Origin of the sequence: Achromobacter sp. ACM04 (assembly GCF_014851465.1) — a bacterium.
Taxonomy (GTDB): Bacteria; Pseudomonadota; Gammaproteobacteria; order Burkholderiales; family Burkholderiaceae_B; genus Achromobacter; species Achromobacter aegrifaciens.
The window spans coordinates 156,568-182,314 of sequence record NZ_JACUZS010000001.1; the positions used below are offsets into that span (position 1 = coordinate 156,568).

Consider the following 25,747-nt stretch of genomic DNA (forward strand, 5'->3'; position numbering starts at 1 on the left):
TCGGATCCGGGTTCAGAAGCGGTACGTCAGGTCGAACACGATGCGCAGTTCGCGCTCGCGTTCGCCGTCGTACGGGCGGCTGGTGCCGGTGATCATGGCGCCCATGTCGAGGACGTCGTTGGCGCGGTATCGCTGGCCGTAGCCCAGTGCGATCACGCCGCCGGTGCCGTAGCCTTGCTGGGTGTAAGCGCCTGCGCCCAGGGTGCCGATCTGCTCCCAGGCGGTTTCGTAGCGGCGGTACAGGGTGTGCGTCAGGCGCACGCCGGGCAGCAGCATCAGGTCCGACCGCGGATTGAAATAGGGCACGTTGCTGTCGTGGCTGTTGCGCTGGGTGGACGCCTCGAACTCCAGGTCCGCCAGCAGGTGCGGCGAGGTGTAGACGCGCTCGCGCCCGGCCAGGCCCAGCGCCCAACGGTTGTTGCCGTCGCTGAAGTGCGAAGGCGACAGCGCCAGCGTCCATTCGCGGCGCTCGTCGGCTCGCCAGCGCACGTAGGCCGACAGGCTGTTGGAATAGATGCCGCTAGTCAGCGCGCGCAGCGGCGTTTCGCGCGACATGATTTCGCCCGAGCCGCCCACCTGCCAATGGTCGTCCAGGTCGTAGGCGGCCGACAGGCGCGCGCCCGGCTTCACGCCGTGGCCATAGTCGTGGGTGGAGACTTCGCCTTCGATCGTGAGGTCGCGGCCGCGCCATTCCACGCCGGTGCGCAGCCAGCGGTAGTTGCCGCGGCCTTCCTCGAAGTCGCCGGAGGCGTAACCGCCGCCGCCGAAGACCCGCCAGTTGTAGTCCAGCGGCGCGGAGTACAGCACGGCGTCGATGCCGAAGTCGCCGCTGCCGGTGACCGGGCTGTCGGATGCCAGGCCGCGGTAACCGTTGATGCGCAGCTCGGCCTTGTTGTGCACTTCCCATTCGCGCGCCAAGCGGCGGCTGGTCAGGTTTTCGGGCGAGCGGGCCATGGTGTCCTGCGACAGCGCTTCGGCCTGGCGCCATTCCTGCAAGTCCAGGGCGGTGAAGCCCTGGCCGTTCTCCACGCCCAGGCTGCGCGGCGCCAGGGTCTCGGCCATCTTCAATTCGACTTCCGAGGCGCGGGGGAGCGATTGGGCGCGGTAGACGGTGGCCAGGTCGCTGCGCAGTCCGGAGTTGTTGGGCGCGTTCTCGACCATCTCTTCGAGGCGCTGCCGGGCGGCGACGGTGTCGTTGGCCTGCAGGCGAGCCGACGCCAGGGTCTGGCGGCTTTCCAGGTTCAGGTCGTTGGGCATGCGGGTGGCCTGGCCCTTGTAGTACAGCCAGGGGGCGTAGCCCGATTCGACGCCTTCGGTGACAGCGCTGGTCTCGTTGAACTGTTCGCCCTCGGCCAGCGAGTAGTACAGGCCGGTCTCGGTCGCCAGGCGCTGCTCGGCATCGTCGCCGCGCAGGGCGTCGTCGGCCGCGACCTGCCGATAGATGTCGCGGGCGCGTTCGGGCTGGCGCACGTACAGGTAGGCCGATGCCACGTCGTTCAAGGCGTAACGCGGCACCGTGACGCCCTCGGCCAGCAGGGCTTCGTATTCGCGGACCAGATCGGCCATGCGCACGCGGACGTGCAGGGCGTGCAAGCGGTCGATACGGGCGCGCAGCGCGTCGGCGCGGGCGTCTTCCTGCTGCTGCCAGACGGGGATCAGTTCGTCGTAACGCGCCAAAGCCTTGTCGGCCAACACGAAACGTTCAGCTTCCGACCGCGTGGGCATGGCCGCCAGCCGCACCTGTTGGGCCAGCGCGTCGGCCTCGAAGCCGCGCATCTGGCCAGCGTCGAACAGATCCTGGTGACGGCGCGCCAGCTCCAGCGCCACGTCCGCCATGCGCGCGCGCTGCAGCGCCCAGATGTACTCGCGCAACACGTAAGGGGTGCCGGGCGCGGCGGCCAGGGCCAGGTCGGCCTGGTGCAGCGCTTCATAAGGCTCGCCCTGGCGGGCGTGGACGTAGCTCAGGGCAAGGCGGGCGTCGACATCGCGGGGATGCCGCTTGAGCCAGCGCGCCGCAGCCTCGCGCGCCTCGGGGTAGCGGCCGGCATCGGCCAGGGTCATGATTTCGCCGGCGCGAAAAGCGGACTGGCCGGGATGGCGGCGCGCGCCCGCCTGGTACGCGGCCAGCGCCTCGGGCCAGCGCTGCAGGTCGCGGTAGGCGCGCGCGACGGAAAGCTGGATGTCGCCGGGCAGCGCCGCGCCTTGCGGCAATTGCTCGTAGGCGGCGACGGCTTCGGCGGGCTTGCCGGCCCATCCGGCGATGATGATGTGGTCGTAGATGGCGCGGCTGCCGCCGGCCGGACCTTGCTGGCGCAGCATCGCCAGCGCGGGCTCGTAGTCGCCGGCGCGCGCTCTGGCGATCAAGGCGTCGTAGTCGTTGCCGGGGCCGGCCAGCGCTATGGCTGGAGCCAGGATGGCGCAAGCCGCCAGCAGGCTCAGTCTCGGTCCAACGGCACCCAGGGGTGTCGATCCTCTGTTTTGCATCTGTAATACTTCCGCAGTTGCGACTCGGGGCGTTCCTGGTCCGGCCGGCCGTGGGCGTGCCTTTTTTCGGCGCGAGCCGAGGCGACGCGCAGCACAAAGGCGCCGGCGGCGGCGGGAAGGAACACTTTTTGGTTAGGACTGCGCGGCGCCCGCTGCGGGGACCTTCGCACTCGCGCTATGGGAGTGCATGGCTAGTACGCGCCACGCCCGTAGGGCGTGATTGCGGCGCTCTTGATGGCACCGTCAATGGCCCGAATTATAAGTGTGTTAACTGTCAGTCAACTGTCAATTAGTGCAAAGGGCCATGGCGAAAGTGCGGCCGTGGCGTATTCTTCGTCGCTTGCCGCGCAATCGTCTTGGCGCGGGCGGTAAAGGTTCAGGGCGAAACGGCGTGCGGCGACGGACGGGCGCCAGGTTGTGCCGGTCTGTCGCTGTACGGGTAACAAAAAGCGTCAGGGGTGGTGGGATGTAACGCCGCCTCATGAGGCATGAACCCAGTGCAACAGCAATGACGAGCGACGGCGAACGCCCGCGGGGCGCAAGCCGGCAAACACCATGACGACTTCTCTTTTCTTTCTGATGTGGGGCCTGGCCACGGCTCTGGCATTGCCGTTGCTGGCGCCATTGCGCGCCCGCGACGTGGGCGGCGTCGCCGCGTTCACGGCGGGCAACGCGCTGGCCGTGCTGTCGCTGCTGGCCTATGCGGCCTCGCCCATCCTGCCGTCCGCCGTCTATGTGATGGCCTCGAACGCCGCCTGGGTCTGCGCGGTCAGCCTGGTCTACGTCGGCGTGCGGCAGTTCTTCGGCCTGCGTCCGCTGGCGCGGCGCACGGCGGCGCTGGGCGCGCTCAGTATCGCTGCGTTCGCGCTGCTGCTGTACGTGGCGGATGACCTGCGGGCGCGCATGCTGCTGTTTTCCGCCTACACCTTCGTGGCCATGATGGCGACGGGCATGGTGTTCTTCCGCCAGCGCAAGCGGCTGCACACGCGCGGCGTGATGCTGTACATGATGCTGGCGAGCTTCGGCCTGGCCGCGCTGCATGCCCTGCGCCTGGCGGTCTACAGCGTGGGCGGACAAGAACCCTCGTCGCTGCTCGAGCCCAGTCCCTGGGGCCTGTTCTTCATTGTCTGCGGGACGGTGACCGTGCCCGGGCTGTTCCTGGCGCTGCTGCTCCTGATCCAGACCAGCCTGTCCGAACAGATGGAAGCTGCGCTGACCTTCGACGGCCTTACAGGCGCCTATTCGCGCCGCAGCATCCTGGACGAGCTGGAGCGCGAGTTGCAGCGCTGCCAGCGCGCCGGCGGCAAGCTGGCGGTGTTGGTGCTGGACATCGACCACTTCAAGTCCATCAACGACCGTTACGGCCATGCCGCGGGCGACGCGGCGCTGCGCCATTTTTCGAAGGTGGTGCAGCGGGCGGTGCGCGCCAGCGACCGATTCGGCCGGTTGGGCGGCGAGGAATTCGTGCTGCTGATGTACGACTGCGATCCGGCCCGCGCGCTGGTGCAGGCGCAGCGCGTCTGCGACGCCCTGCGCGACACGCCCTTCCACCTGCAAGGGCGCGAAGTACGGATGACCACCAGCGGCGGCCTGGCTTCGTATCAGTCGGGAGACGGCGCGGACGGCATCCTGGCGCGCGCCGACGATGCGCTGTACCGCGCCAAGGAACATGGGCGCGACCGCGTCGAGATGGCCTGGATCGGCCGTCCCGCGGGCCGCGCGCAGGAGCGCGGCCCGACGGTGGTGGAGGAGGAGGTCAGGGCTTGAGATGTTCCGTCAGGAACTTCTCCATGGCTTCGTAGAACTCGAATTTGTTCTCGTCGTTGTGGAAGCCGTGGCCTTCGTTGTCCTTGACCATGTACTCGACCTCGACGCCGCGGGCGCGCAGCGCCTTGACCATCTGGTCGCTTTCGTCCTTGTTCACGCGCGGATCCTTGGCGCCCTGCGCCACGAACAGCGGCGTCTTGATCCTGTCCGCGTGCAGCGCGGGCGAGGTGGCGGCCAGGCGTTCGCGGTCGCGTTCGGGGTCGCCCACCATGTCCTGCATCTTGTCCAGCATGGGCTTCCAGTATGGCGGAATGGACTTCATGAACGTGAACAGGTTGGACACCCCCACGTAGTCCACCGCGGCGGCATACAGGTCGGGCGTGAACGCCACGCCGGCCAGCGTGGCGTAGCCGCCATAGCTGGCGCCGTAGATGCCGATGCGCTTGGGATCGGCGATGCCTTGCCCGATGAGCCACTGCACGCCATCGGTGATGTCGTCCTGCATCTTCAGGCCCCATTGGCCGAAGCTGGCTTCCCAGAAGGCGCGGCCATAGCCGGTCGATCCGCGGAAGTTCATCTGCAGCACGCAGAAGCCGCGGTTGGCCAGGAACTGGACTTCAGGGTTGTAGCCCCAGCCGTCGCGCGCCCACGGACCGCCGTGAGGATTCACGATGCAAGGCAGGTTCCTGGGATCGCGGCCGGCGGGCAGCGTCAGGTAGCCGTGGACCGTCAGGCCGTCGCGGGTCTGGTAGCTGATGGGCTGCACGCGCGACATGTCCGCCTCGGGAATGGCGGGATTGATGTCGGCCAGCTTGGTCAGCGTATCGGCGGCGGCGTCGTAGATGTAGCGCGAGCCGGGCGTGCGGTCGTTGTAGGCGGCGACGATGAACTTGTCTTCGTCGCGGTTGGATCCCTGGATGGCGAAGTCGTAGCCAGTGAGCTTGGCCGACAGTTTCTTGAAGAGCGTCTCGCTCTGCGCGTCGAAGAACTTGTATTGCGGCTTGTCGGTCTGGTAGGCGGCTACCGTCAGCACGCGGCGCTTGCGCGAGTAGCCGGCGGAATCCAGGTCGACGGTGTCGGGCGTGAAGATTTCTTCCTCGGCCTCGGGCTGGGCGGGGTCGATCACCACCAGCGACAGCTTGTCGCGCCCGCGGTTGGACAGGGCGTAGAACTTCTTGTCGTCGAAGGTGAAGAACGCCGGACTGACGCTGGTGCGGTAGTCGGTGGTGATGAGCGGACGGAATTCGGAAGATTCGTCGTCGCGGTAGAGCAGGGTGGTGTTCAGGCCGTCGCTGGCGACGGCGGCGCGCACCTTGCCGGCGTGGTCGGTCTGCCAGCCGACGATGTTGCCCGGGTTCTGCGCCACCAGCTCCGCGGCGCCCGTGTGGACGTTGACGCGGTAGACGTCGAAGACTTCCGGATTGCGCTGGTTGTGGCTGATGAGGACGTGGTCGGGATCGTCTTCCAGATCGTCCTCGATGCCGGCGCGCACGCCTTCATACGGCGTCAGGTCGGTGATCTTGCCGGTCTTGGCGTTGACGGCCAGCACGTGGAAGTTCTCGTCGCCGCCGAAATCCTTCTGGTAGAGCACCACGTCGGCGCCTTTCCAGAAGAAGTTGCTGATGTCGCGCGCGGTCTCGCTGGTCAGTTGCCGCGGGTCGCCGACAGGCGTGCTGCCTTGCAGCGGCTGCACGTAGATGTTCATGCGGGCGGGATTGCCGTCCACGCTGGTGGGCTGCATGAAGCCCAATGTGCGGCCGTCGTCGGCCAGGCGGAAGAAGCCCCGTTCGGGGTTGCGGAAGAAATCCTTGAGGGGATAGACGCGCGGCGGTTGCGCGGCGCTGGCGCCCAGCGAGACGCCGATGATGCTGGCGGCCAGGACGGTGCGCTTGAGGAATGAGAACAAGGGGGACCTCCGAAGTTGCCGCGGCGGGCGCTTGAGGCCGGCCGCCGGGTGGTCCGCCGATAATGCCATAGCGGCGCGGGCGGTGTCGAACCGCCCGCGGACGCTGCCGGGCCTGCGCCGGCCTTATTGCGGCTCCAGCCCCGTGGCCTTGACGATGGCGCCGTACTTGGCCATTTCGGCGCCGATGAAGGTTTTGAATTCCTGGGGCGGCTTGTAGGAAATGGCCAGCCCCTGGCCCTGCAGTTTTTCCTTCACGTCGGCGGCCTGCAGCGCCTGGGCCGTGTCCTTGGAAATGCGTTCCACCAGGGCCGGCGGCATGCCGGCGGGGCCGAACAGGCCAAACCAGTTGGAAATGTCGAAGTCGTCCAGGCCGACCTCCTTGGCCGTCGGGGTCGAAGGCAGGATGTCCTGACGCTGGGGACCGGCGATGAACAGCGGGTGCAGCTTGCCGGCGCCGATCTGGCCGATGATGGCTGGCGCCGTGGCGAAGAAGATATCGATCTGGCCGCCCACCAGATCGGCCACGGCCAGCGCCGTGCCGCGGTAGGGCACGTGGGTCAGGTTCATGCCGGAGCGCACCCGCAGCAGTTCGCCGGCCAGATGCTGCTGGCCGCCCATGCCCGGCGAACCGTACACCAGCGGCGCCTTTGCGCCTTGTTGCTTGAGATCGGCGTAGGTGGTGGCGGGCAGCTTGGGACCGCTGACCAGCACCAGCGGCGCATCCGCCACCAGGGCGATGGGCTGCAGGTCCTTCAACGGGTCGTAGCGCATCTGCTTGTAGACCAGCTTGTTGATGGAGACCTCGGGTGTGTAGGCCAGCAGCAGGGTGTAGCCGTCGGGTGTGGCGCGCGCGACCTGTTCGGCGCCTATCATGCCGCTGGCGCCGGACTTGTTCTCCACGATGACTTGTTGGCCCCAACTGGTGCTGAGCTTTGCCGCGAGGATGCGGGCGATCACGTCGGTGGCGCCGCCGGGCGTGTAGGCAACGATCAGGCGCACCGGCTTGTCGGGATAGGGCTGCGCCTGCGCATACATGGGAAGGCAGGCGGCGGCCAGCAGTCCCGCGAGTTTGATTGCGTATCGAAACATGGGGTGGCTCCTGTGCGGGGAATGAGGGTTCAACTGCGCTGGATCAACAGCACGGCATGGCCGGGCAGATGCAGGCGCGCGTACTCGGCCCAATCGTCCCCGGTCTGCAGCGCGCGCTGGGCCGTCAGGTCGACGACGCGCTTGAACGCGCCGGCCTCGATCTGACGCTTGAGGGCCGGTCCGGGGCCGTAGGCCAGTTCATAGGTCTGCTCGCCGCAGCGGTAGCGGCACAGACGCAGTCCGGCTTCGCCGTCGATGCGTTCGACCGATCCGGCGCCCGCGGCCTGGCCTGCAAAGACCGCGTTCAGCGCGGCCAGCGCCAGCCCGGCGGGGCGCGGATCGTAGCGGCGGTCGATCAGGCCGTTGCGCGGAAAGTAGCCGCGATCCACGTCCATGAAGGTGTCGAAGGAATAGCTCACCGCGTCCGTGGTCCGGGCCGCCAGGAAGGCTTCGGCCACCAGCGCGGCGATGGCGGTGTCGTCGGTGTTGGCCGCCGCCAGGCGGTCGGCCAGCTTGACGCCCACGTTCACCGTCGCGCCCCAGTCGCGCGCCTGCGCGGCCAGTTGCTGGTGCGTGGCGATCAGGTCGGCGCCCCAGTCCAGGCGCACGGTGAAACCGTCCAGGTTCTTCTGCGCGAAGTGCGGCAGCAGCGCGGATTGCGCCGCTTCGAGCTCGGACGCGCGCAGGCCGGTGTTGACGAAATGGCTGTAGTGCTTGCCGTCGAAGTGGGCATCGTCCGCGCCCGTGCGGATCTTGCAATAGACAAGGCGGGCGTCGGTGTGCGCGCGCAGGCGCTGCAAGGCTGCGCCCGCCTCTTCCAGCGCCTGGGCGTTCAGGTTGATCTCGATGGCGGCGATGGCCACGCCATGCTCGCGCGCCTGTTGCAGCAGCCTGGCGTCCGGCAGCCCCAGCGAGGTCAGCACGAAGCGGTGGCCGACGTCGGACATGAGGCGCGCACGGCGCAAGGTCTTGTCGTCGCGCAGGTCCTGCACAGGAATCTTGAGCGTGCGCAGCCCCATTTCCCACATGGACATCAGCGGGTAGTCGTTGCGCGCCAGCTTGCGGCCGAACTCCTGTACGCCGCCGGTGCAGGGGATTTCGACGATCTCGGCCCAGGGATGCCGCATCTCGACCGCGATGCCGTCGCAGGCGGCGGTCTTGGTATGGACGGTGGGCAGGGTGCGCGCCGCCGCCCGGCCCGGTTCGGCCTCGCCGCGCATGGCGCCGTGCGTGCGGATCAGCTTGGCGACATGCCCCTGCTCATGCACGTCGACGATGAAATAGCCGAATTTTTCCACGTCGCCGCGGCCGAATTCGTCCGCCGGCGGCACCCGGTAGAACTCGGAAAAGTCATGCCGCAGGAAGGCGGTCGACGGCAGCATGTAGACCTCCGCGACGCCGATGACGTCGTACCAGAAATTGTGGACGTGGCCGGCGAACACGCCTTCGACGCGCGGATCGGCCAGGCGCGACAGCAGCCAGCCGCGGCCGGGCTCGTCGATGTTGTCGTAGGACCCGCGTTCGTTGGCGTCATGCAGATAGGGCGGGTAATGCAGCGACACGAAGACGCGGCCGCTGGCGCCTGCCAATTGCTCGTCGATCCAGGCGCGCTGCGCGTCATCCGCCGCCAGTCCGGAGTTGAACAGCAGCGCGTTCAGGAACAGGAAGCGCACGCCGCCATGGTCCACCGCGTAATAGTCCGGCCCGAACACCTGGCGGTACTTGTCCAGGTAGTCGTCGCAGACGATGTCGGCGGGCATCCAGTCGATGCGCTTGTCGCCGACGTCGTGGTTGCCGGGCACCAGGTGCAGCGGCATGTCGATCTGGCCGGCGATGGCCTTGAAGCGGTCGGCCGCCACCTCGAACGAAGGCATGCTGGGCACCGGGTGGACGATGTCTCCCAGGTGGATGGTGAAGGCGGGCGCGGGGTCCAGGTTGGCGATGTCGGCGAAGACGTGCCGCGCCCGGGCATTGGCGCGGGCATTGGTGGCGAAGGGCGACGCGCAGGTGTCTTCGGATTCATTGACGTGGGTGTCGGCCACCACGGCAAAGCTGAACAGGCGGGCGCCCAGCGGCTGGCGGGAAAAGCGGGAATTCGTCATCAACTACCCTTTCAATTTCAATAAATGGAATTCAAGTGTTTATAGTGAACGGAATGTTTGTATTTCGGCAGGCGATATACTGTCAATGCTCCGAATCCCTAGGCCGCCATGCACTCGAAAACGCCGCTCAACTACGAACTCGAATCCCGCGCCTCGCTGGAAGCGCACCCGCGCTTTGCCTCCACGCTTTCCAACGGGCTGGACGTGCTCAAGTGCTTTTCGGCGGCCGAGCCGCAGCTGGGCAACAAGGAAATCGCCGAAATGCTCGGCCTGACGCGCCCGACGGTGTCCAGGCTGACGTTCACGCTGGTGGGGCTGGGCTATCTGCGGCGCGACGAACGCACCGGCAAATATTCGCTGGGTCCGGCGGTGCTGACGCTGGGCTATCCCTTGCTGGTGCACCTGACGCTGCGGCAGTTGGCGGCGCACGACATGATCGAACTGGCGCGCTATGCCAAGGGGCCGGTGTCCATGGCCATCCGCGACCGCCTGCAGGTGGTCTACGTGGAAACGGTGCACGACGGCGCGTCCAATGCCTCGCGCCCGGACATCGGGTCGGCCCGCCCCTTGCTGCGCACCGCCACCGGGCGCGCGCTGCTGTATGCGCAGACGCCGGACGAGCGTGAGCTCATCTGCGCCCGGCTGGCCGAGGAGTTCCCGGAGGACTGGGAACGCTTCGGCCCATCGCTGCAACCCGCGTTCGATGCCATCGCCGAGCACGGCTTCTGCGTGGTCAGCAAGGACTGGCGGGCCGAGCTGTGCGGCATCGCCACGCCGATGCGCTATCGCTCCAATGACTTGCCGCTGGCCTTCAACGTGACGATCCCGGCTGACAACCTGGACGAAAAGCACGTGTACGAGACCCTGGGGCCGCGCCTGCGGACCCTGGTGAAGAACCTGGAGTACCGCATCGGGATCATGTGAACGCGGCTGCGCTTATCGCGCGCAGCCGATATGCGGGATAATCGCGGGCACTGATCTGGAGATACACATGTACTGGAAACTGGTCGCGGCTTCGGCGCTGGCCCTGGGCCTGGCGGGCTGCTCGATGGGCATTTCGCCCGGCACGTCGCCGCACAGCGAATTCAAGGCCCCGGTGGCCTTCAAGGACGCCTACGACGCGGCGATCCGGCAGGCCAATGCGTGCCTGCGCAGCACCGACAACGCCTATCGCGTGGTGGACACCATGAACGAAAGCGCGCAGTCCGGCGTGGTGCAGGTGCTGGCGCCCTATAGCGACAATGAGATGACGCGGGTCGAATTGAAGGCGGCCGGCCCCAAGACCACCGATGTGCGCATCGCGGTGTGGGGCAAGGGCACCTGGGACGCGGCCGCCATGCGCGCGATGCAGGACGCCGTCTATTACAGCCTGGTGTCGTGCAGCAGCTATATGCCGCTGGATCCGCGCCCGCCGGTCAAGCCTTCGCGCGACCTGCCCAACTGATGCGCGGGCGCTGGCGGCTTGCCGCCGCCGGCGCGCTCAGTCCCCGCCCGGGCGGCGGCGGATGATCTTGAAGGTGGCGGTGGCGCGCGCCACCAGCTCGCCGTCGGCGCGCCGGACCTCGCCTTCGCAGAAGGCGATCGACGCCCCTTTGCGCAGGCAGCGCGCCTCGATCACCAGATCGCCCGTGCCGGGCGACAGGAACGAGGTGTTCATGTCGATGGTGGCCATGCCTTCCGTGCCGTCGGCCGAGCCGCGGGCGGCGGCGCTGAGCGTGAAGTCCAGCACGCTCATCAGCGTGCCTCCATGCACGTCGCCGCGGCTGTTGGTCAGGTCGGCGCGCCAGGGCAGCGAGGTACGGGCATAGGCCGGCGCGATGCTCTCGGGCACCAGGCCGATGAAATGCATGAAGGGGATGGTCAGGCCGAAGTAGTCGGTTTGAGGCGTGGAGGCTGCAGTCATGGACCGTTGCGGGCAGGAATGGAAAGTCGGTTGTCGGCGGTCATAATATATGTTTTGCCACGGGGTTTCAGGCGATGAACGGCTCATGGGGGCATCACCACCATGATTGAATTACGGAAGATCGTGCACGTGGACATGGACGCGTTCTATGCCTCCGTGGAACAGCGCGACAACCCCGAACTGCGCGGCAAGCCCGTGGTCGTGGCCTGGACCGGACCGCGCTCGGTGGTGTGCGCCGCGTCCTACGAGGCGCGGCGGTTCGGCATCCATTCGGCCATGTCCGCCGCCCGCGCGGAGCGCCTGTGTCCCCATGCGATCTACGTGCCGCCGGATTTCAACCGCTATCGCGAGGTCTCGCGCCAGGTCAGGCAGATCTTTGCCCGCCATACCGACATGATCGAACCCTTGTCGCTGGACGAGGCCTACCTCGACGTTACCGTCAACAAGCTGGGTCTGCCCTCGGCCACCGAGGTCGCGCAAGTCATCCGGCAGCAGATCCGCGAGGAAACCGGGCTGACGGCCTCGGCGGGAGTCGCGCCCAATAAATTCCTGGCCAAGATCGCGTCCGACTGGAACAAGCCGGACGGCCTGTTCGTGGTCCGGCCCGCCAAGGTGCTGGCCTTTCTGGAGCCCTTGCCGGTGCGCAAAGTGCCGGGCGTGGGCAAGGTGACGCAGGCGCGCCTGGAGCAACTGGGCATCCATACCGTGGGAGACCTGGCCACGCACAGCGCCCAGGAGCTGGAGCATTACTTCGGCCGCTATGGCCGGCGCCTGTACGAATTGGCGCGCGGCATCGACGAGCGCGAGGTGCAGACGGATCAGCCTTTGCAGCAGGTATCGTCGGAGACGACGTTCTCGCAGGATATCCGCCTGGACGCGGTGGGCGAGGCCATCGACCGCATGGCGGAACGGGTGTGGGACCAGGCGTTGAAGAAGGGCGCCCTGGGCCGTACCGTGGTGCTCAAGTTGAAGACGGACCGTTTCCGCATCCTGACGCGCAGCCAGACCAGCCTGAACCCGCCCGGATCGGCGGTGGAGCTGGCCGCCGTCGCCAGGCTGCTGTGCGAGCGCGTGGACTTGCCGCCGGAAACGCTGTACCGGCTGGCGGGGGTGGGGATGAGCAATTTCGCCGACCCGCAGGAGCAGTCGCGCCAGCCCGATCTGTTCGGGGGCGCGTTCTGAGCCGAGCGGGGCGGCTGGCTACCGTGTCTGGCTGGAAGCCGAACGGCAGCCAGGCATGTGCGGACTCAGGCCAGGCGGGCCTTCACTTGCTGTGACAGCGCCGTCATGTCGGCGCGGCCGGCCAGGGCCTGCTTTAGCAGCGCCATGACCTTGCCCATGGCGGGCGCGCCGGTCACGCCCTGCGCGGCCACTTCCGCCAGCGCGGCGTCGATGGCGGCCGAGACTTCCTCGGGCGTGGCGGCTTGCGGCAGGAATTCCTGCAGCACCAGCAGTTCGGCCTTTTCCTGTTCGGCGGTTTCGGTGCGGCCGGCCTGTTCGAACGCGGCGATGGACTCGCGGCGCTGTTTGACCTGCTTTTCGATGATGGCCGTGATCTCGGCGTCGTTCAGGTCGCGGCGTTCGTCCACTTCCTTCTGCTTGACGGCAGCCAGCAGGAAGCGCAGCGTGGTCAGGCGTTCGGCGGCCTTGGCGCGCATCGCGTCCTTGACGGCATCGGAGAGGCGGGTCTTGAGCGTAGCAGTGCTCATGGGTAAACCTTTGTGGTGTTGCGACAAACAAGCAGTTTAAACCGGCGGCCGGCGTTTCCCGGCGGCCGGCGTTTTCCCGCGGCGGGCGTGCTCCCGCGGCCGCCGGTTCCCCTTACTTACTTTACCTTGGCCAGGTCGCCACGCAGGGCGACGCCGGCCACCATCGCGCCGGCATGGCATTCGTAGTCGGTCTTGCTGCTGTATTCGTTCTTGCGGTAGTAGCTGATGATATTGGTCACCGCGTTCGCACCGGCCTTCTTGGCCGCTTCGTGAAGGGCGATGATGGCGGATTGGGCCACCCACAGGCAGGCGTCCTCGTCCTTCTTGGCGAAGGCGTTGGTCTTGCGGTTGGTGACGACGCCGGATTCCAGCACCGTGCCCTTGGGGCCGGTGCCGGCAAGGTAGAACTTGACGCTGCCGTCGATCTTGCCGGCGGCCTGGGCGGCTTCGACTGCGGCCTGCATGGGCAGATGGACGGTACGATCCGCAGCCAGGGCTTGCGCCGAGCATGCCAGCGACAAAAGCAGGGCGGCGGACAGCTTGTAAGAAACGTTCATGACAGGCATTCCATTCGGGAGAGGGAAAAACGCGGATATTGCGAACTTCAGCGCCAGCGGCGGAAGATCAACGAGGTGTTGATGCCGCCAAAGGCGAAGTTGTTGTTCATGACATATTCGTTGCTCATGTTGCGGCCCTCGGTCAGGTAGTCGAGTTCGCCGCAGCGCGGGTCGACGTTGCGCAGATTGAGCGTGGGCGCATACCAGTCGCGGTTGAGCATTTCAATGCTGAACCACGACTCCAGCACGCCGCAGGCGCCCAGGGTGTGGCCCAGGTAGCTCTTTTGCGAGCTGATGGGCATGCGGCTGCCGAACAGGCCGTGCGTGGCCTGCGTTTCGGCGATGTCGCCCTGTTCCGTGGCGGTGCCGTGGCCGTTGACGTAGCCGATGGCTTGCGGCGGCAGGCCCGCGTCGGCCAGCGCCATTTCCATGGCGATGCGCATGGTGCCGGCCTCGGGGCGGGTGATGTGCGTGCCGTCCGAATTGCTGCCGAAACCGACGATTTCCGCGTGGATGCGCGCGCCGCGCGCCAGTGCGTGGTCCAGCGATTCCAGCACCAGCATGCCGCCGCCTTCGCCGATCACCAGGCCGTCGCGGTCGCGGTCGTAGGGGCGGGGCGTGAGTTCGGGCGTGTCGTTTTTCTGGCTGGTCGCGTAGAGCGCGTCGAACACCAGGGCTTCGCTGGCGCAGAGCTCTTCCGCGCCGCCCGCCAGCATCAGCTCCTGGCGGCCGTAGCGGATGGCTTCGTAGGCGTAGCCTATGCCCTGGCTGCCCGAGGTGCAGGCGCTGGAGGTCGGGATGATGCGGCCCTTCAGCTCGAAGAAGATGCCGACGTTGGCCGCGGTGGTGTGGGGCATCATGCGGACGTAGGAATTGGCGTTCAGGTCGTCCGTGACGCCGTTGAGCAGCATGTTGCCGAAGGCGCGGATTTCCGCCGTGCTGCCCACCGAGGAGCCGCAGGCCACGCCCATGCGCCCGTCGGCGATGCATGGGTCGCCCAGCAGCGCCGCGTCGTCCAGCGCCAGTTCCGCGGCGCGCACCGCCAGCTGGGAAACCCGTCCCATGCTGCGCAACTGCTTGCGGGTCCAGTGCGCGGGCGTCTGGAAGCCTTCGATGGGGCCGGCCAGGCGCGTGTTCAGTTCGGCGTAGCGCGACCAGTCGGGCATGACGCGGATCGCGCTGCGCCCCGCCTGGAACGCCTGCTGCACGCTGGACCAGTCGTTGCCGAGCGCGCTGATGCCGCCCATGCCGGTGATGACGACGCGTTTCATCAGCACAGCCCTCCGTTGACGGCGATGACCTGGCGCGTGATGTAGGCGGCGCCGGGAGACATCAGGAATACGACGGCGGCGGCCACTTCCTCGGGCCGCCCCATGCGTTGCGCGGGCACGGCCTTCAGGATTTCCTCGACTGGCACGTGTTCGTCGATCATGTCGGTGTCGATCAGGCCCGGCGCCACGCAGTTGACGGTGATCTGGCGCTTGGCCAGTTCCACGGCCAGAGCTTTCGCGGCGCCGATGAGGCCGGCCTTGGAGGCGCTGTAGTTCACCTGGCCGCGGTTGCCGATCAGGCCGGACACGGACGCCATGCAGACCACGCGGCCAGGCGCGCGGCGGCGGATCATGGGCATGGCGAGCGGACTGAGCACGTTGTAGAAGCCGTCGAGATTGGTGCGCAGCACCTGGTCCCAATCGTCGCCTGTCAAAGCGGGAAACGCGCCGTCGCGGGTCAGGCCGGCGTTGAGGACCACGCCGTAATAGGCGCCGTGCGCGTCGATGTCGGCCTGCAGGGCGGCGGCGCATTGCTGGCGGTCCGCCACATCGAATTGCAGCACGCGCGCCTGGCGTCCGCGCGCCTGGACTTCGGCCTGCACGGCTTGCGCCTGGTCGAGCCGCTGGCGGCAGTGCAGCACCAGGTCGTGGCCGGCGTCGGCCAGGGCCAGCGCGATGGCGCGGCCGATGCCGCGGCTCGAGCCGGTTACGAGTATCGGGGCGGTGCTCATTCGGGTGATTCTTCCTGGATAAAAGCGGCGGGGTCCTTGGGCTGATAGACGTTCAGCCTGGCCTCGGCCAGCAGGCGCGCGTCGTCGCGCAGTTCGCATTCGAAGACGCTCATGCCGCTGGCGTCGATCAGCCCGCGGCGCGCATGTATGGTCAGGCGGGCGCCGGCGGGCAGCGCGTCGGCGTGGCTTTCGTAGCGCCGGGTGCCGAGCAGAAAGCCCAGTTTGACGGGTTCGCCTGCCTGGCGCGCCTGGCAGCCGGCCCAGGCGCCCACGGCCTGCGCCATCAGCTCCATGCCCAGCCATGGCGGCAATGAGCCGTCGGGCAGCGAGTAGGGGCCGGGCCTGACCACGGCGCGCGCGGTCAGGCTGTCGGCGTCGTGGCTGCAGACCTCGTCGATCAGGATCATGTCGCCGGCGTGCGGCAGCAGGCTGGATACCGGCCAGGTCGTCATGCTTGGGCTCCCAGGATCAGGCTGGCGTTGTTGCCGCCGAAGGCGAAGGAATTGCTCATGGCCAGGCGCGGCCGGCCTTGCGCGTAGCGGTGCTGCGCGGTGCTGAAATCCAGCGCCGGCAGGGCTGGATCGGGCTGCCCGTCCCAGACGTGGGGCATCAGCCGTCCTTCGGCATTGCCGGCCGACAGCGTGGCCCAGGCCAGCGCCGCTTCCAGCGCGCCCGCCGCGCCCAGCGCGTGGCCGGTAAGCGCCTTGGTCGAGGCGCAGGGCACGCCCTGCGGAAAGACGGCGTGCATGGCCTGGCTTTCCATGGCGTCGTTGTGGAGGGTGCCGGTGCCGTGCAGATTGACCCAGCCTATGCTGGCCGCGTCCACGCCGGCGGATTGCAGCGCGGCCTGCATGGCTGCCCGCGCGCCGGCGCCGCTGGGTTCGGGCGCGGACATGTGCCAGGCGTCGGAGCTGGCGCCGCCGCCCAGCAGCGCCACGGAGCGCTCCCCTGCGGGCTCGCGTTCCATCAGGAACAGCACGCCGGCTTCGCCGATGTTGATGCCGCGGCGGTTGGCAGAGAAGGGCAGGCACAGCATGTCGTCGATGGCTTCCAGCGTGGCGAAGCCGTTGATGGTCAGGCGGCACAGGGTGTCCGCGCCGCCGCAGACCACGGCGTCGCACAGGCCCGAGGCGAGCAGGCGGCGCGCGGACAGCAGGGCGCGGGCGCTGGAGGTGCAGGCCGTGGACAGCGTGTAGGCGGGGCCGGTGGCGCCCAGCCAGTCCGCGAAAAAGGCGGCGGGGGACGACAGCGCCTGGCGGCGGTAGTCGTAGCCGTCCGGCCATGCGCCCTGCGCCGCCAGTTGGCGGAAGGCCGGCGCATTGTCGTTGACGCCGGAAGTGCTGGTGCCCAGCACGACGGCGACGCGGCTGGCGCCATGGCGGGCTACGGCGGCGCGCAGTTGCGGTTCGATCTGCAAAGCGGCGGCCAGCAGCAATTGGTTGTTGCGGCTGTGGTGATGGGCGGGCAGCGTGTCGGGGATGGGCGGCAGCGCGTCCGCATGGCCGCCCAGCGTCAGCGTGCGGCCATGGACCCAATCCGGCTGCGGGCGCATGCCCGAGGTGTCGCCGGCGAAGGCGGCGCGGGCTACCGCGTCGATGCCGGCGCCCAGCGCGCACACCACGCCGGGCGTACCCAACCAGGTGTTCATGGCTGCTCCTTCAAGGGCGAGATCCGCCATGTGACCTGGTCGGCAGTGGTGATGATGAACGTGCCGGTCTGCGCGGCCTGCGGCCAGCGCACGCTCCAGCGCGAACCGCCGCGGTCCAGCAGTTCGCGTTGCGCCGCGCCATCGTCCTCGCGGCTGGCGCGCCAGTTGCCCGCGCCGTAGGCCGCATCCAGTTCCGCTTCGGGCGTCCACGCAAACATCAGGGCGGCGAACAGATCGCGCGCCCCGGCATTGGGCCGCAGGAAGCCGTCGTTGCGCCATTGGCCGCGTTCCAGCATCTGGCGCGCCTGCGGCACGCCCATGGGATCGAACAGGGACCAGCGCAAGGCGGCGCCTTCGCGCTGCACCACCAGCAGCGCGTCCAGCGGCGGCTGGCCGGCGACGGCCTGCACCACATGCAGCTGCCGCGGCAGCGTGAAGTCCGCGTTGCGCGCCGGCAAGGGCGGCGCGCCCGCGCAGCCCGCCAGCAGGGCAAGCGCCAGCAGCGCGCCCAGGGTGCGCGCGGCAGACAGGAAGGAGGAGTGGGTGGCGGCCATGGTCGGGATCAGGCGGGCAGCGGCTGCGCTTCGGCGCCGCGGCAAAGTTCGCTCAGCATGCGCAGGCGGCGCTGCGGGTTGGCGACGAAGGGGTTGTTCCGGTCCCAGGCGTAGCCCGCCAGGATGGAGCTGATCATGCGCCGGATCTCGGGCTGCGCGTTCTCGTAGAAGACCACATCCTGGAATTCCCCGCTGTACCAGCCCTGGACATAGGCGCGGAAGGTCTCCACGCCCACCATCAGCGGATCGGCGAATTCGGCCTGCCAGTCGACCTGCGCACCGGTCAGTTGGCGGTGCAGCGCGTCGGCCGCCAGCTTGGACGAGCGCAGGGCGATGGTGACGCCCGAGGAAAACACGGGGTCCAGGAATTCCGCCGCGTTGCCCAGCAGCGCGTAGCCGGGGCCGTGCAGCTGCGTCACGCTGGCCGAATAGCCGCCGATGGTATTGGCGGGCGTGTCCCAGACGGCGTTCTTCAGGACTCGCTTGAGATTGGGCGCGGCGTCGGCCATCTCGCGCAGCGTGGCCATCAGGTCCTGGCCGGGGCCGCCGAAGAGGTTTTCGCCGCCCACGACGCCGAACGAGCAGCGGCCGTTGGAGAAGGGGATCAGCCAGTACCAGATGCCGCGTTCTTCCGGGTGCACGCTGATCAGGATCTTCTCGCGGTCGAAGCCGGGGTCGTCGATGCGGTCCTCGATATGGGTGAAGATGGCCTTGCGCGGCGGCATCGACGACGGGCGCTCCAGGTCCAGCAGGCGCGCCAGCACGCGGCCGTAGCCGCTGGCATCGAGCACGAACCGGCTCTGCACCTGGTAGGACGCGCCATCGGCGCCGCGCACATCCAGCAAGGGGGCGTCGCCGTCGAAATCGGCAGCCGTCACTTCCTGCAGGTAGCGCACTTCCACGCCCTGGCGGGCGGCATCGTCCGCCAGCACTTTGTCGAAGTGCGCGCGCTGCACCTGGAACGTGGTGCCGGGGCCGGGGCTGAACTTGTCGCGGAAATCGAAGTGGGTATAGCGCTCGCCGCAGGCAAACGCCGCGCCGTTCTTCACCTGGAAGCCGGCGGCCTGCACCGCCGGCAGCATGCCCGCTTCTTCCACGAATTCCAGGCAATGGGCGAGCAGGCTTTCGCCGATGGAAAAACGCGGAAACTGCTGGCGTTCCAGCATCAGGACGTCATGTCCTTGGCGCTTCAACAGGGCGGCGGCAACCGCGCCTGCCGGCCCCGCTCCTATGACTACGACTTCGCGATGTTCCATGCCGGGTATTTCCTTTTAGTTATTGAAAGCAGGATGCGGCGCGGCGGCGCGCGGCGGATTGATCCATGGCGCCCACAGCAGCGAGAAGGCCACGCCCAGCGCGACCGCCAGCCCGAAGTTGGCGATGGCGGGCGTCTGGCTGACGGCGAGCAGGCCGAAGGACAGCAGCGTGGTGGCGGCGCCCAGCAGGATGCCGACCAGGCTGGCGGCCGCGCCCGCGACCCGCTCGTACATGAAGATGGCGTAATCCACGCCGATGGCCGACACCAGCAGCAAACCGAACAGGCTGAACAGGGTGAGCGGCTGGCCCAGATAGCCCAGCGCGGCCAGGCTGCATGCGGTGGCCGCGAGCGGCACGGCCAGGATGCGCCAGGCGGCGGCCCGGCCCAGAGTCAGCAGCAGCAACAGCGCCGCGACCCCATAGGACAGCAGCTTGAGCTCGGCGGCTTCGATGCGCGTGGCCGCGAACATGCGATTCAGTTCGCCGCTGCGGTCCACCAGCGTGACGTCCGGGGCAACCCGGGCGATGGCCTCGAGCGCGGACGCGTCGCGCAGGCCCAGCAAGGTCACCATGCCTGCGGCCTGCCCTTCACGCACGCCCAGCCACAGCGGCCGCCAGCGTTCGGCCAGCGGGCCTTGCAGCGCGTCTTCGATGGCCTGCGGCGGCAGCGCGGCCATGGATTGCAGTTCCAGGCGCAAGGCGGCGTAGGGGATGCCGATGTCGGTAAGCGGCTTCCAGGCGTCGGGCTGCCCGGCCAGGCTGGCCAGCGTCGCGCCCAGCGCCTTCTGGTCGGCGGCCGGCGAGACCAGCTGGCTCAAGGCGTTGTAGGCGGCGAGATCGCCGCGCGCGACCAGCGCATCCAGCGCCTGCGACACCCGCGCCTGCCTGCGCAGCAGCTCGTCGGCGTCGGGCGCGCGCACCAGGAAGAACTGGCTGGTCGGCATGAAGCCGGTGATTTCGCCGATCTGCCGGGCCTGTTGCAGCAAGGGCGCGGGCAGGCTCAGCCATTGCCGCAGATCGTCCTGGATGCTCAGCCGGCTGATGCCGCCGGCAGTGGCGGCGATAAGGGCCAGGGCGCCCAGCCACAGCGCGGCGCGGCGTCCGGCCAGGCGCTGACGCGCGTGCAGCGCGGCCTCGGCAAAACGCAGCAGCGGCTGCCAGGGGCGGGGCCGCCAGCCGTCCATCCAGGCCGGCAACTGGCACACGGTGCAGGCGTAGGCGCCCAGCAGGCCGGCGGCCGAGAACACCGCGGTCTGCGTCAGCGCGGGGAATGGGGTGAACGCCAGCGCGACGTAGCCGACCAGGCTGGCTGCCAGGCTGATGGTCAGCCCGGGCAGGACGCGCCGCAGCGCGGGCCAGGCCTGCCAGTCGGCCATGCCATAGCTCTTGCCGAGCCAATGCATGGGGAAATCCACCGCTACGCCGATCAGGCTCGCGCCGATCACCAGGGTCAGGACGTGGATGGAGCCGAACACTGCCACGCAGGCCACCGCGCCGGTCAGCAGCCCGACGGCGACCGGCACGAAAGCCAGCAGCGCGCGCACGCGCCGCAGCGCCAGCAGCAGGACCAGCACGATGCCGATGGTGGCGCCGGTACCGATCCAGCTGCTTTCGGCAACCGCTTGCGCCCGGCCCGCGGCGGCGTACAGGGGGCCGCCGGCCACCAGCAGCTCGGCGCCGGCCGCGCCGAGCGCCGCGCGGTCCTGTTCGAGCTGCGCGGCGATTTGTTGGGGCGCGGCCGCGTCGAACGCATCGCCGCGGGTTTCTGCGCGCACCAGCATCCAGCGTCTGCCAGCATGTTCGGCCTGCAGGGTGCCCGTGCCCATGTCGTACTGCACCGCGCCGCCTGGGCGCAGCGCCTGTTCGGCGCGGCGCGTCAGGCCCAGCCAGTCCTGGTCCGCCGGCACCAGGCCCGAAGATGAAAATGGATCGGACAGCTCGCGTGCGCGGCGCTGGGCGTAGGCTGCGGGATCGGTCTCGAGCTGATGCCGGTCGGCCGCCGGCAGCATGGCCAGCCGGCCCGCCAGCAGTTGCGCGCGCAGCGCGGGCACGTCGATTTGCAGTTCCACCTGCACGGAAGAAAACAGGCCGCTGTCGGTCCAGCGCTGCGCCAGCAGGCGCGCGGGGGCCGCAGCATCCGCGCCGGCGTTTGCGCTTTGAGTCGCGACCAGCGCGATGAGCTGGCGCGACAGGGGCTCCTGGATGCGGGCCTCGGCCAATTGGCGCGTGGCGTCGGCGCCGGCCTGGGGCACCAGCTCCATCAGGTTGGCCGACACCGGCCAGCCGTGGCGGCTTTGCCAGGCGCCGGCGCAGAGAATCAGCAGCAGCCCCAGCTTGAACAGCCGCGGCAGCCAGCGCTCAATCGGCGAACGCACGTTGCTCCTCGGCGGTCAGGGCCTGGGCGGCCTGCGCATCCGTCATTTGCAGCACGCTGCGGTCGCCCTGCGTCTCGCGCAGTTCGATGCGGTCCACCAGCTTGCCCCCGTTGATCTGGATGTTGTCGAAGATCTGGCGCAGCAGGACCGAGCGCGGCGTCAGCAGCAGCTGCCAGGCATTGGCGTCGCCAGTGAGCGCCAGGTCGAAGTTTTCGCGCAGCCCGGCGGTGTCGCCTGCCAGCACGGACAGGAACAGCCGGTTCTCGCGGCCGGCGCCGGAATGCTGCGGCAGAGCCTGCCATTTGCCGGCTTCGTCGCGCCGGGAGATGCCGCGGGCGTCGATGCGCAGGTCCTGCGCGATCGGCGTGCGCAGCAGCCACAGCAGGCCCTTGCCCGCCGCCAGCGTGAAATCGCCGCGGCTGGTCAGCGGCTGCGGCAGCGAGCGCAGGAACTTCTGTTGCACGAAATGGCCGCGCACCACCGGCGTGGCGTTCAGCTGCGTTTGCAGGTCGGCCAGGTCGAAGGCGCGGGCGGCCAGCGGCAGCAGGGCCAAGGCCAGCAGGGCGCACAGGCGGCGTATGAAAACCAGGCGGCGCGTCATGCGGGCGTCTCCATCGATTGCAGCTTGCGTTGCACGGCATCGACCAGCGCGGCGGGCGAGGTCAGCTGCATCTCGCGGGTCTGGATGCAGACCGCCACCTGTTCGGACGTGGCCCGCGTCAGGCGCTGGCCGCTGGCGGCGTCCAGGATCAGGTAGTTGATCTTCAGCCGGTGCTCCCATTCCACCAGTTCGGCGCGCACCTTCAGGCGCTGGCCGAATTGTGCGGGCTGCGCGTAGCGCAGATGCAGGTCGATCACCGGCCAGGCGTAGCCGCTGGCGCGCATGGCGTCGTAGTTGTGTCCCAGCAGGTCCAGCAGTTCGCAGCGGGCCTGTTCCAGATACTTGACGTAGTGTCCGTGCCAGACGACGTTTAGCTGATCCACGTCGAAGAAGGGCACACGGATTTCGACTTCAGCGCCGATGGCGCCCCGTTTACGCATCGTCTTTCCAGAAAGGGTAGAAGTTGAACCATTGCAGCGGCGCCATGCGGCAGTGTGCGGCCAGGCGGTCGGCGTAGCGCTGGGCCAGCTCGGCGATCCGGGCCTGGCGCGTGGCGCGCGTCCATTCGATGCCGTCCGACAGGCGTTCCATCGCGACGCGGTAGCGCGCGCCGTGGCGCGTGCAGAACAGCAGGTTGACCGGGCAGCGCAACAGGCCCGCCAGCAGCCAGGGCCCTTGCGGGAACAGCGCGCTGGCGCCCAGAAAGTCCACCGGCGTGCAACGGTCGCCCTGCAGCGGCACGCGGTCGCCGGCGATGGCGAGCCATTCGCCGCGGTCCAGGCGCTGCGCCAGGTCCAGCATGGCCGGAGCATCCAGTTCGCTGACCTGGATCATGCGCAGCCCGCCGCCGGCCTGGTGCAGCAGCCGGCTGAAGTGAACCGCGTGCTTGTCGTGGACCAGCACATTGAGTTTCAAGGTGCCGCTTTGCTCCGCCAGCGCGCGGCAGACCTCGATATTGCCCAGGTGCGAGCCCACCAGGATCTGGCCGCGGTTGCTGCCCATTTGCGCGTGCAGGCCGTCAGGGTCGGAGATGTCCAGATGGGCCATCGTGATCTTGCCCTGCCAGACGTCCAGCTTGTCCAGGATGGCGTTGGCGAACGCGAGGTACTGGCGGTAGACCGGCATGCGGCGCGGCAGCGGCTCGGCCAGCGTGCCGGATTGCGCCAGACGGCGCTGGTAGGCCGCGATCGAACGCCGGGCGCGGGCGCCGCTGACATAGAAATACAGCACGACCAGCCAGACCACGGGCGCGACCAAACGGCGGCCCAGGGTGCGCGCGGCCCAGGCGGTCAGGCGCATCAGCAGGGCGCTGCCGCGCTCGGGCTGATCGGCCCAATGCTGATCTGTGGCGCTCATGGACGCTGACCTCCGGCAAGCCGGCGCCACAGCAGCGCCGGCGAGCGCGCCAGCATGCCGAAGAAGAGGCGCGCGTGCATGCGGCTGATCAGCAGGTTGTCGCGCAGGCCCTGGAAGTGGGAAATGCCGCCTTCCGGGTAGGCCACGCGCGTCGGCAGCCAGACCATCGCGACGCCGCGCCAGTGCAGGCGCACCAGGACGGCGATGTCGAAATCCATGCGCCGGCCCACGCGCGCGCCGTCGATCACGGGCAGCGCCGCGGCCAGCGGGTAGACGCGGAAACCGCACATGGCGTCGGGGATGTCGAGCGAAAGCGTATTGATCCAGACCCACACGCGCGTCAGCCAGCGGCCATAGAGACGGCTGCGTGGCACGTCGTCGCCATACAGCGGCGCGCCGCAGACGAGGGCTTCGGGGCGAGCACGGGAGGCCGCGGCGAAGGCCGCCGCGTCCGTCAGGGCGTGCTGACCGTCGGCGTCGACCTGCAAGGCATGGGTATAGCCCAGCGCCGCCGCCGCGCGCAGCCCGTCCTGCACCGCCGCGCCTTTGCCGCCGTTGACCGCGCGCCGCAGCAGATGCGTATGCGGTTGGGCGGCCAGCGCATCCAGCGCGGCGGCGCAAGACGGTTCGGAGCCGTCATCCACCAGCACGCAGGGCAAGCCTTGCGCCACAAGCTGCGCGTGCACCGCGGCGACCGTGGCGCCGTGGTTGTACACGGGAATGAGCGCGCAGAGCTTATGCGGGGCCATGGCCGCCTGCCTGCAGAATGCGGCCGGAAGAGCAGGGCGCGCCGTTGACCGTGTAGGCGAAATACAGCTTCTGCTTCGAGGCGTCCCATTTGAGCGCCAGCATGGCGGTATCGCCCGGACGCAGCAGGCGCTGGAATTTCAGGGCTTCCATGCCGGCGAAACGCAGCTCGGGATGGAGGTCGCGTTGTGCCAGCGACATGGCCCAGCCGATCTGGACAACCCCGGGCACAACGGGAGCAGTGGGGAAGTGGCCGCTGAAATGCGCCAGGTCGCAGGGGATTTCCAGCCGGTAGCGGCGTTCGTGATCCGCCAGGCGCGGCAGTTCCTGCGCCTCGGGCGCAAGCGGTCGGGGGCCCGCGGCCGCTTCGAACACGCCGCGCGGCAGCTTGCCCTGGGCGTTGGCGGGCAGTTGCGCGAAGAAGCGCCAGGTGCGCGGAATGGCCAGCGATTCGAAGCCGGGGGCCAGATGCGCGCGCAGCGCATCCACTAGCGCCTTGCGGCCCTGGTTGCGCAAGGCATGCAGGCCGCCGGCCGACAGGGCGACCAGCGCGGCAAGGCGCGTGGTCCCGGCCAGACCTCCCAGGCGCGCTTCGGCGACGTAGGAATGGCGCGCCAGCGCCTGTTCCAGCATGGGCAGGGAAATGCGCTTTTCCTCGATCTTCACGATGCGGTCGAGGCGGCCGAGCAGCCGGAAACCGTCATGCGCAAGCTCCGCGCCGTCGGCGGTCTGCGCTTCGGCCGGGTTGACCCATGGCGATTGCACGCGCAGCGCGCCTTCGGCGTTCAGGTCGACGGCCACGCCGGGCAGCGGCTGCCAGGGACTGTCGCCTTCGCGCCAGGCGACGGCGCCGGTTTCGGAGCTGCCGTAGATCTCGCTGGGGCGCAGTCCCAGGTGCTGTGCGATATGGTCGGATGCGTCGGCGGGCAATTCGCCGCCGGACGAGTGGATGCGGGTCAGGCGGCCGCGCAGCTGGTCCCAATCCAGCCGCTGTCCCAGGCGGCGCAGCAGCGCTGGGCTGGCGATCCAGGTGCAGGCCGGATGGCGCAGGCTGGCCTGCTGCAGTTCTTCCGGATAAAGGCGCTGCGGCCGGTCCAGCTGGCGCCCGGCGCACAGCGGCCACAGCACCCTGAAGGGCAGGCCGTACATGTGTTGCGCCGATACGCTGCCCAGCACGGGGCCGCGCGCATCCGGCCATTGCTGCTGCAGCGCGCGGACTTCGTCCATCAGTTGCCGCCAGTGCTTGGCGATATGTTTGGGCGTGCCGCTGGATCCCGAAGTGCACAGCACCAGCGTCAGCGCAGGGTCCAGTTCGGCGGGCGCGAGCGGTGCGTGGCCTTGCAGCTCGGCCAGCCGGCACAGCCGCTCGGCCGGCAGCGGCAGATCAGTGTCGCTCAGCCAGGCGTCCACCATGGCGTCGAGCGTGGCGCAGGTCTGCGCCTGGGCGTCGCCCGGCAGCACCGCGACCACGCCGGCGCGCCAGCACGCGAACAACGCGACGGCCATGCGGGCGGCGTCCTCGAACCAGATCGCGACGCGTTGCAGCTGCCTGGCTTGCAAGGCGCCCGCGGCCTGCAGGCTGGCGCGAGCAAACGCCTCGCGCGTCAGTGGCGGCTCGTCGGCGACCAGCGCATCGGCCAAGTCAGGCGGGGCGGGCAGCAGCAGCTGCGCGAGATCGGTCCAGGCCATG

The 25,747-nt window shown here is 68.7% G+C and carries 23 protein-coding genes; 4 read left to right on the top strand and 19 right to left on the bottom strand.

Going from position 1 to position 25,747, the window contains the following annotated elements; all coding sequences use genetic code 11:
* Window positions 1-12 precede the first annotated feature (12 nt).
* On the bottom strand, window positions 13-2,484 hold the full coding sequence (gene pgaA / locus IB259_RS00875) for a poly-beta-1,6 N-acetyl-D-glucosamine export porin PgaA (protein ID WP_192327090.1): 2,472 nt from the start codon (window positions 2,482-2,484) through the stop codon (window positions 13-15).
* A gap of 555 nt (window positions 2,485-3,039) precedes the next feature.
* Between pgaA and IB259_RS00880 the strand changes: the two genes are divergently transcribed.
* On the top strand, window positions 3,040-4,251 hold the full coding sequence (locus IB259_RS00880) for a GGDEF domain-containing protein (RefSeq protein ID WP_175162740.1): 1,212 nt from the start codon (window positions 3,040-3,042) through the stop codon (window positions 4,249-4,251).
* Here the strand turns inward: IB259_RS00880 and IB259_RS00885 are convergent.
* The 3 genes from IB259_RS00885 to IB259_RS00895 all read right to left on the bottom strand — a co-directional run bounded on the left by IB259_RS00885 (window position 4,241) and on the right by IB259_RS00895 (window position 9,348).
* On the bottom strand, window positions 4,241-6,157 hold the full coding sequence (locus IB259_RS00885) for a S9 family peptidase (RefSeq protein WP_054458198.1): 1,917 nt from the start codon (window positions 6,155-6,157) through the stop codon (window positions 4,241-4,243). The genes IB259_RS00880 and IB259_RS00885 overlap by 11 nt on opposite strands.
* A gap of 123 nt (window positions 6,158-6,280) precedes the next feature.
* Complete coding sequence (locus IB259_RS00890) at window positions 6,281-7,246, bottom strand: tripartite tricarboxylate transporter substrate binding protein (RefSeq protein WP_054458197.1); 966 nt, start codon at window positions 7,244-7,246, stop codon at window positions 6,281-6,283.
* A 29-nt stretch (window positions 7,247-7,275) separates the two neighbouring features.
* Window positions 7,276-9,348: a metallophosphoesterase gene (locus IB259_RS00895; RefSeq protein WP_192327092.1), complete on the bottom strand. Its 2,073-nt coding sequence runs from the start codon at window positions 9,346-9,348 to the stop codon at window positions 7,276-7,278.
* A gap of 108 nt (window positions 9,349-9,456) precedes the next feature.
* Here IB259_RS00895 and IB259_RS00900 point away from each other — a divergent pair, with 108 nt between their 5' ends.
* Window positions 9,457-10,272, top strand: coding sequence for an IclR family transcriptional regulator (locus IB259_RS00900; protein WP_054458195.1), 816 nt, complete (start codon window positions 9,457-9,459; stop codon window positions 10,270-10,272).
* 67 nt (window positions 10,273-10,339) lie between these two features.
* The gene (locus IB259_RS00905) at window positions 10,340-10,792 is read left to right on the top strand and encodes a BPTD_2524 family lipoprotein (protein WP_054458194.1); all 453 of its coding nucleotides are present in this window, start codon (window positions 10,340-10,342) and stop codon (window positions 10,790-10,792) included.
* Between the two features lie 36 nt (window positions 10,793-10,828).
* On the opposite strand, the gene IB259_RS00910 is transcribed toward IB259_RS00905, so the two are convergent.
* Window positions 10,829-11,251: a PaaI family thioesterase gene (locus IB259_RS00910; protein ID WP_054458193.1), complete on the bottom strand. Its 423-nt coding sequence runs from the start codon at window positions 11,249-11,251 to the stop codon at window positions 10,829-10,831.
* A gap of 102 nt (window positions 11,252-11,353) precedes the next feature.
* Here IB259_RS00910 and dinB point away from each other — a divergent pair, with 102 nt between their 5' ends.
* On the top strand, window positions 11,354-12,433 hold the full coding sequence (dinB, locus tag IB259_RS00915) for a DNA polymerase IV (protein ID WP_119451652.1): 1,080 nt from the start codon (window positions 11,354-11,356) through the stop codon (window positions 12,431-12,433).
* A gap of 65 nt (window positions 12,434-12,498) precedes the next feature.
* Here dinB and IB259_RS00920 read toward each other — a convergent pair whose 3' ends face one another.
* From IB259_RS00920 to IB259_RS00985, 14 genes are all read right to left on the bottom strand, one after another.
* Entirely contained in the window at window positions 12,499-12,960 is a 462-nt protein-coding gene (locus tag IB259_RS00920; RefSeq protein WP_054458191.1) for a GatB/YqeY domain-containing protein, read from the bottom strand.
* A 116-nt stretch (window positions 12,961-13,076) separates the two neighbouring features.
* Window positions 13,077-13,517 (bottom strand): excinuclease, encoded by a 441-nt coding sequence (locus IB259_RS00925; RefSeq protein ID WP_119451653.1) that lies wholly within the window; start codon window positions 13,515-13,517, stop codon window positions 13,077-13,079.
* 47 nt (window positions 13,518-13,564) lie between these two features.
* Window positions 13,565-14,788: a beta-ketoacyl-ACP synthase gene (locus tag IB259_RS00930; protein ID WP_054458189.1), complete on the bottom strand. Its 1,224-nt coding sequence runs from the start codon at window positions 14,786-14,788 to the stop codon at window positions 13,565-13,567.
* Complete coding sequence (fabG, locus tag IB259_RS00935) at window positions 14,788-15,519, bottom strand: 3-oxoacyl-ACP reductase FabG (protein ID WP_119451654.1); 732 nt, start codon at window positions 15,517-15,519, stop codon at window positions 14,788-14,790. The genes IB259_RS00930 and fabG overlap by 1 nt, the downstream gene beginning before the upstream one ends.
* Entirely contained in the window at window positions 15,516-15,971 is a 456-nt protein-coding gene (locus IB259_RS00940) for a hotdog family protein (protein ID WP_054458187.1), read from the bottom strand. The genes fabG and IB259_RS00940 overlap by 4 nt, the downstream gene beginning before the upstream one ends.
* Complete coding sequence (locus tag IB259_RS00945; protein WP_175214288.1) at window positions 15,968-17,167, bottom strand: beta-ketoacyl-ACP synthase; 1,200 nt, start codon at window positions 17,165-17,167, stop codon at window positions 15,968-15,970. The genes IB259_RS00940 and IB259_RS00945 overlap by 4 nt, the downstream gene beginning before the upstream one ends.
* Window positions 17,164-17,721 (bottom strand): hypothetical protein, encoded by a 558-nt coding sequence (locus tag IB259_RS00950; RefSeq protein ID WP_192327095.1) that lies wholly within the window; start codon window positions 17,719-17,721, stop codon window positions 17,164-17,166. The genes IB259_RS00945 and IB259_RS00950 overlap by 4 nt, the downstream gene beginning before the upstream one ends.
* Window positions 17,722-17,729: 8 nt before the next feature.
* Entirely contained in the window at window positions 17,730-18,977 is a 1,248-nt protein-coding gene (locus tag IB259_RS00955; protein WP_192327098.1) for an NAD(P)/FAD-dependent oxidoreductase, read from the bottom strand.
* A gap of 15 nt (window positions 18,978-18,992) precedes the next feature.
* Window positions 18,993-21,353 carry an MMPL family transporter gene (locus IB259_RS00960; RefSeq protein WP_054458184.1) on the bottom strand — a complete coding sequence of 787 codons (2,361 nt, stop codon included), beginning with the start codon at window positions 21,351-21,353 and terminating at the stop codon, window positions 18,993-18,995.
* Window positions 21,337-21,954 (bottom strand): outer membrane lipoprotein carrier protein LolA, encoded by a 618-nt coding sequence (locus IB259_RS00965; protein WP_119451658.1) that lies wholly within the window; start codon window positions 21,952-21,954, stop codon window positions 21,337-21,339. The genes IB259_RS00960 and IB259_RS00965 overlap by 17 nt, the downstream gene beginning before the upstream one ends.
* Complete coding sequence (locus IB259_RS00970) at window positions 21,951-22,394, bottom strand: thioesterase family protein (RefSeq protein ID WP_192327101.1); 444 nt, start codon at window positions 22,392-22,394, stop codon at window positions 21,951-21,953. The genes IB259_RS00965 and IB259_RS00970 overlap by 4 nt, the downstream gene beginning before the upstream one ends.
* The gene (locus tag IB259_RS00975) at window positions 22,387-23,310 is read right to left on the bottom strand and encodes a glycosyl transferase (protein ID WP_192327104.1); all 924 of its coding nucleotides are present in this window, start codon (window positions 23,308-23,310) and stop codon (window positions 22,387-22,389) included. Before IB259_RS00975 ends, IB259_RS00970 begins: the two co-directional genes overlap by 8 nt.
* Window positions 23,307-24,059 (bottom strand): glycosyltransferase family 2 protein, encoded by a 753-nt coding sequence (locus IB259_RS00980; protein ID WP_119451660.1) that lies wholly within the window; start codon window positions 24,057-24,059, stop codon window positions 23,307-23,309. The genes IB259_RS00975 and IB259_RS00980 overlap by 4 nt, the downstream gene beginning before the upstream one ends.
* Window positions 24,046-25,746: an AMP-binding protein gene (locus IB259_RS00985; protein ID WP_192327107.1), complete on the bottom strand. Its 1,701-nt coding sequence runs from the start codon at window positions 25,744-25,746 to the stop codon at window positions 24,046-24,048. The genes IB259_RS00980 and IB259_RS00985 overlap by 14 nt, the downstream gene beginning before the upstream one ends.
* Window position 25,747: the final 1 nt, after the last annotated feature.

Coding starts and splice junctions, on each gene's coding strand:
- pgaA (WP_192327090.1), bottom strand. CDS start 2,484: ATGCAAAACAGAGGATCGACACCCCTGGGTGCCGTTGGACCGAGACTG.
- IB259_RS00880 (WP_175162740.1), top strand. CDS start 3,040: ATGACGACTTCTCTTTTCTTTCTGATGTGGGGCCTGGCCACGGCTCTG.
- IB259_RS00890 (WP_054458197.1), bottom strand. CDS start 7,246: ATGTTTCGATACGCAATCAAACTCGCGGGACTGCTGGCCGCCGCCTGC.
- IB259_RS00895 (WP_192327092.1), bottom strand. CDS start 9,348: ATGACGAATTCCCGCTTTTCCCGCCAGCCGCTGGGCGCCCGCCTGTTC.
- IB259_RS00900 (WP_054458195.1), top strand. CDS start 9,457: ATGCACTCGAAAACGCCGCTCAACTACGAACTCGAATCCCGCGCCTCG.
- IB259_RS00905 (WP_054458194.1), top strand. CDS start 10,340: ATGTACTGGAAACTGGTCGCGGCTTCGGCGCTGGCCCTGGGCCTGGCG.
- IB259_RS00910 (WP_054458193.1), bottom strand. CDS start 11,251: ATGACTGCAGCCTCCACGCCTCAAACCGACTACTTCGGCCTGACCATC.
- dinB (WP_119451652.1), top strand. CDS start 11,354: ATGATTGAATTACGGAAGATCGTGCACGTGGACATGGACGCGTTCTAT.
- IB259_RS00920 (WP_054458191.1), bottom strand. CDS start 12,960: ATGAGCACTGCTACGCTCAAGACCCGCCTCTCCGATGCCGTCAAGGAC.
- IB259_RS00925 (WP_119451653.1), bottom strand. CDS start 13,517: ATGAACGTTTCTTACAAGCTGTCCGCCGCCCTGCTTTTGTCGCTGGCA.
- IB259_RS00930 (WP_054458189.1), bottom strand. CDS start 14,788: ATGAAACGCGTCGTCATCACCGGCATGGGCGGCATCAGCGCGCTCGGC.
- fabG (WP_119451654.1), bottom strand. CDS start 15,519: ATGAGCACCGCCCCGATACTCGTAACCGGCTCGAGCCGCGGCATCGGC.
- IB259_RS00940 (WP_054458187.1), bottom strand. CDS start 15,971: ATGACGACCTGGCCGGTATCCAGCCTGCTGCCGCACGCCGGCGACATG.
- IB259_RS00945 (WP_175214288.1), bottom strand. CDS start 17,167: ATGAACACCTGGTTGGGTACGCCCGGCGTGGTGTGCGCGCTGGGCGCC.
- IB259_RS00950 (WP_192327095.1), bottom strand. CDS start 17,721: ATGGCCGCCACCCACTCCTCCTTCCTGTCTGCCGCGCGCACCCTGGGC.
- IB259_RS00955 (WP_192327098.1), bottom strand. CDS start 18,977: ATGGAACATCGCGAAGTCGTAGTCATAGGAGCGGGGCCGGCAGGCGCG.
- IB259_RS00965 (WP_119451658.1), bottom strand. CDS start 21,954: ATGACGCGCCGCCTGGTTTTCATACGCCGCCTGTGCGCCCTGCTGGCC.
- IB259_RS00970 (WP_192327101.1), bottom strand. CDS start 22,394: ATGCGTAAACGGGGCGCCATCGGCGCTGAAGTCGAAATCCGTGTGCCC.
- IB259_RS00975 (WP_192327104.1), bottom strand. CDS start 23,310: ATGAGCGCCACAGATCAGCATTGGGCCGATCAGCCCGAGCGCGGCAGC.
- IB259_RS00980 (WP_119451660.1), bottom strand. CDS start 24,059: ATGGCCCCGCATAAGCTCTGCGCGCTCATTCCCGTGTACAACCACGGC.
- IB259_RS00985 (WP_192327107.1), bottom strand. CDS start 25,746: ATGGCCTGGACCGATCTCGCGCAGCTGCTGCTGCCCGCCCCGCCTGAC.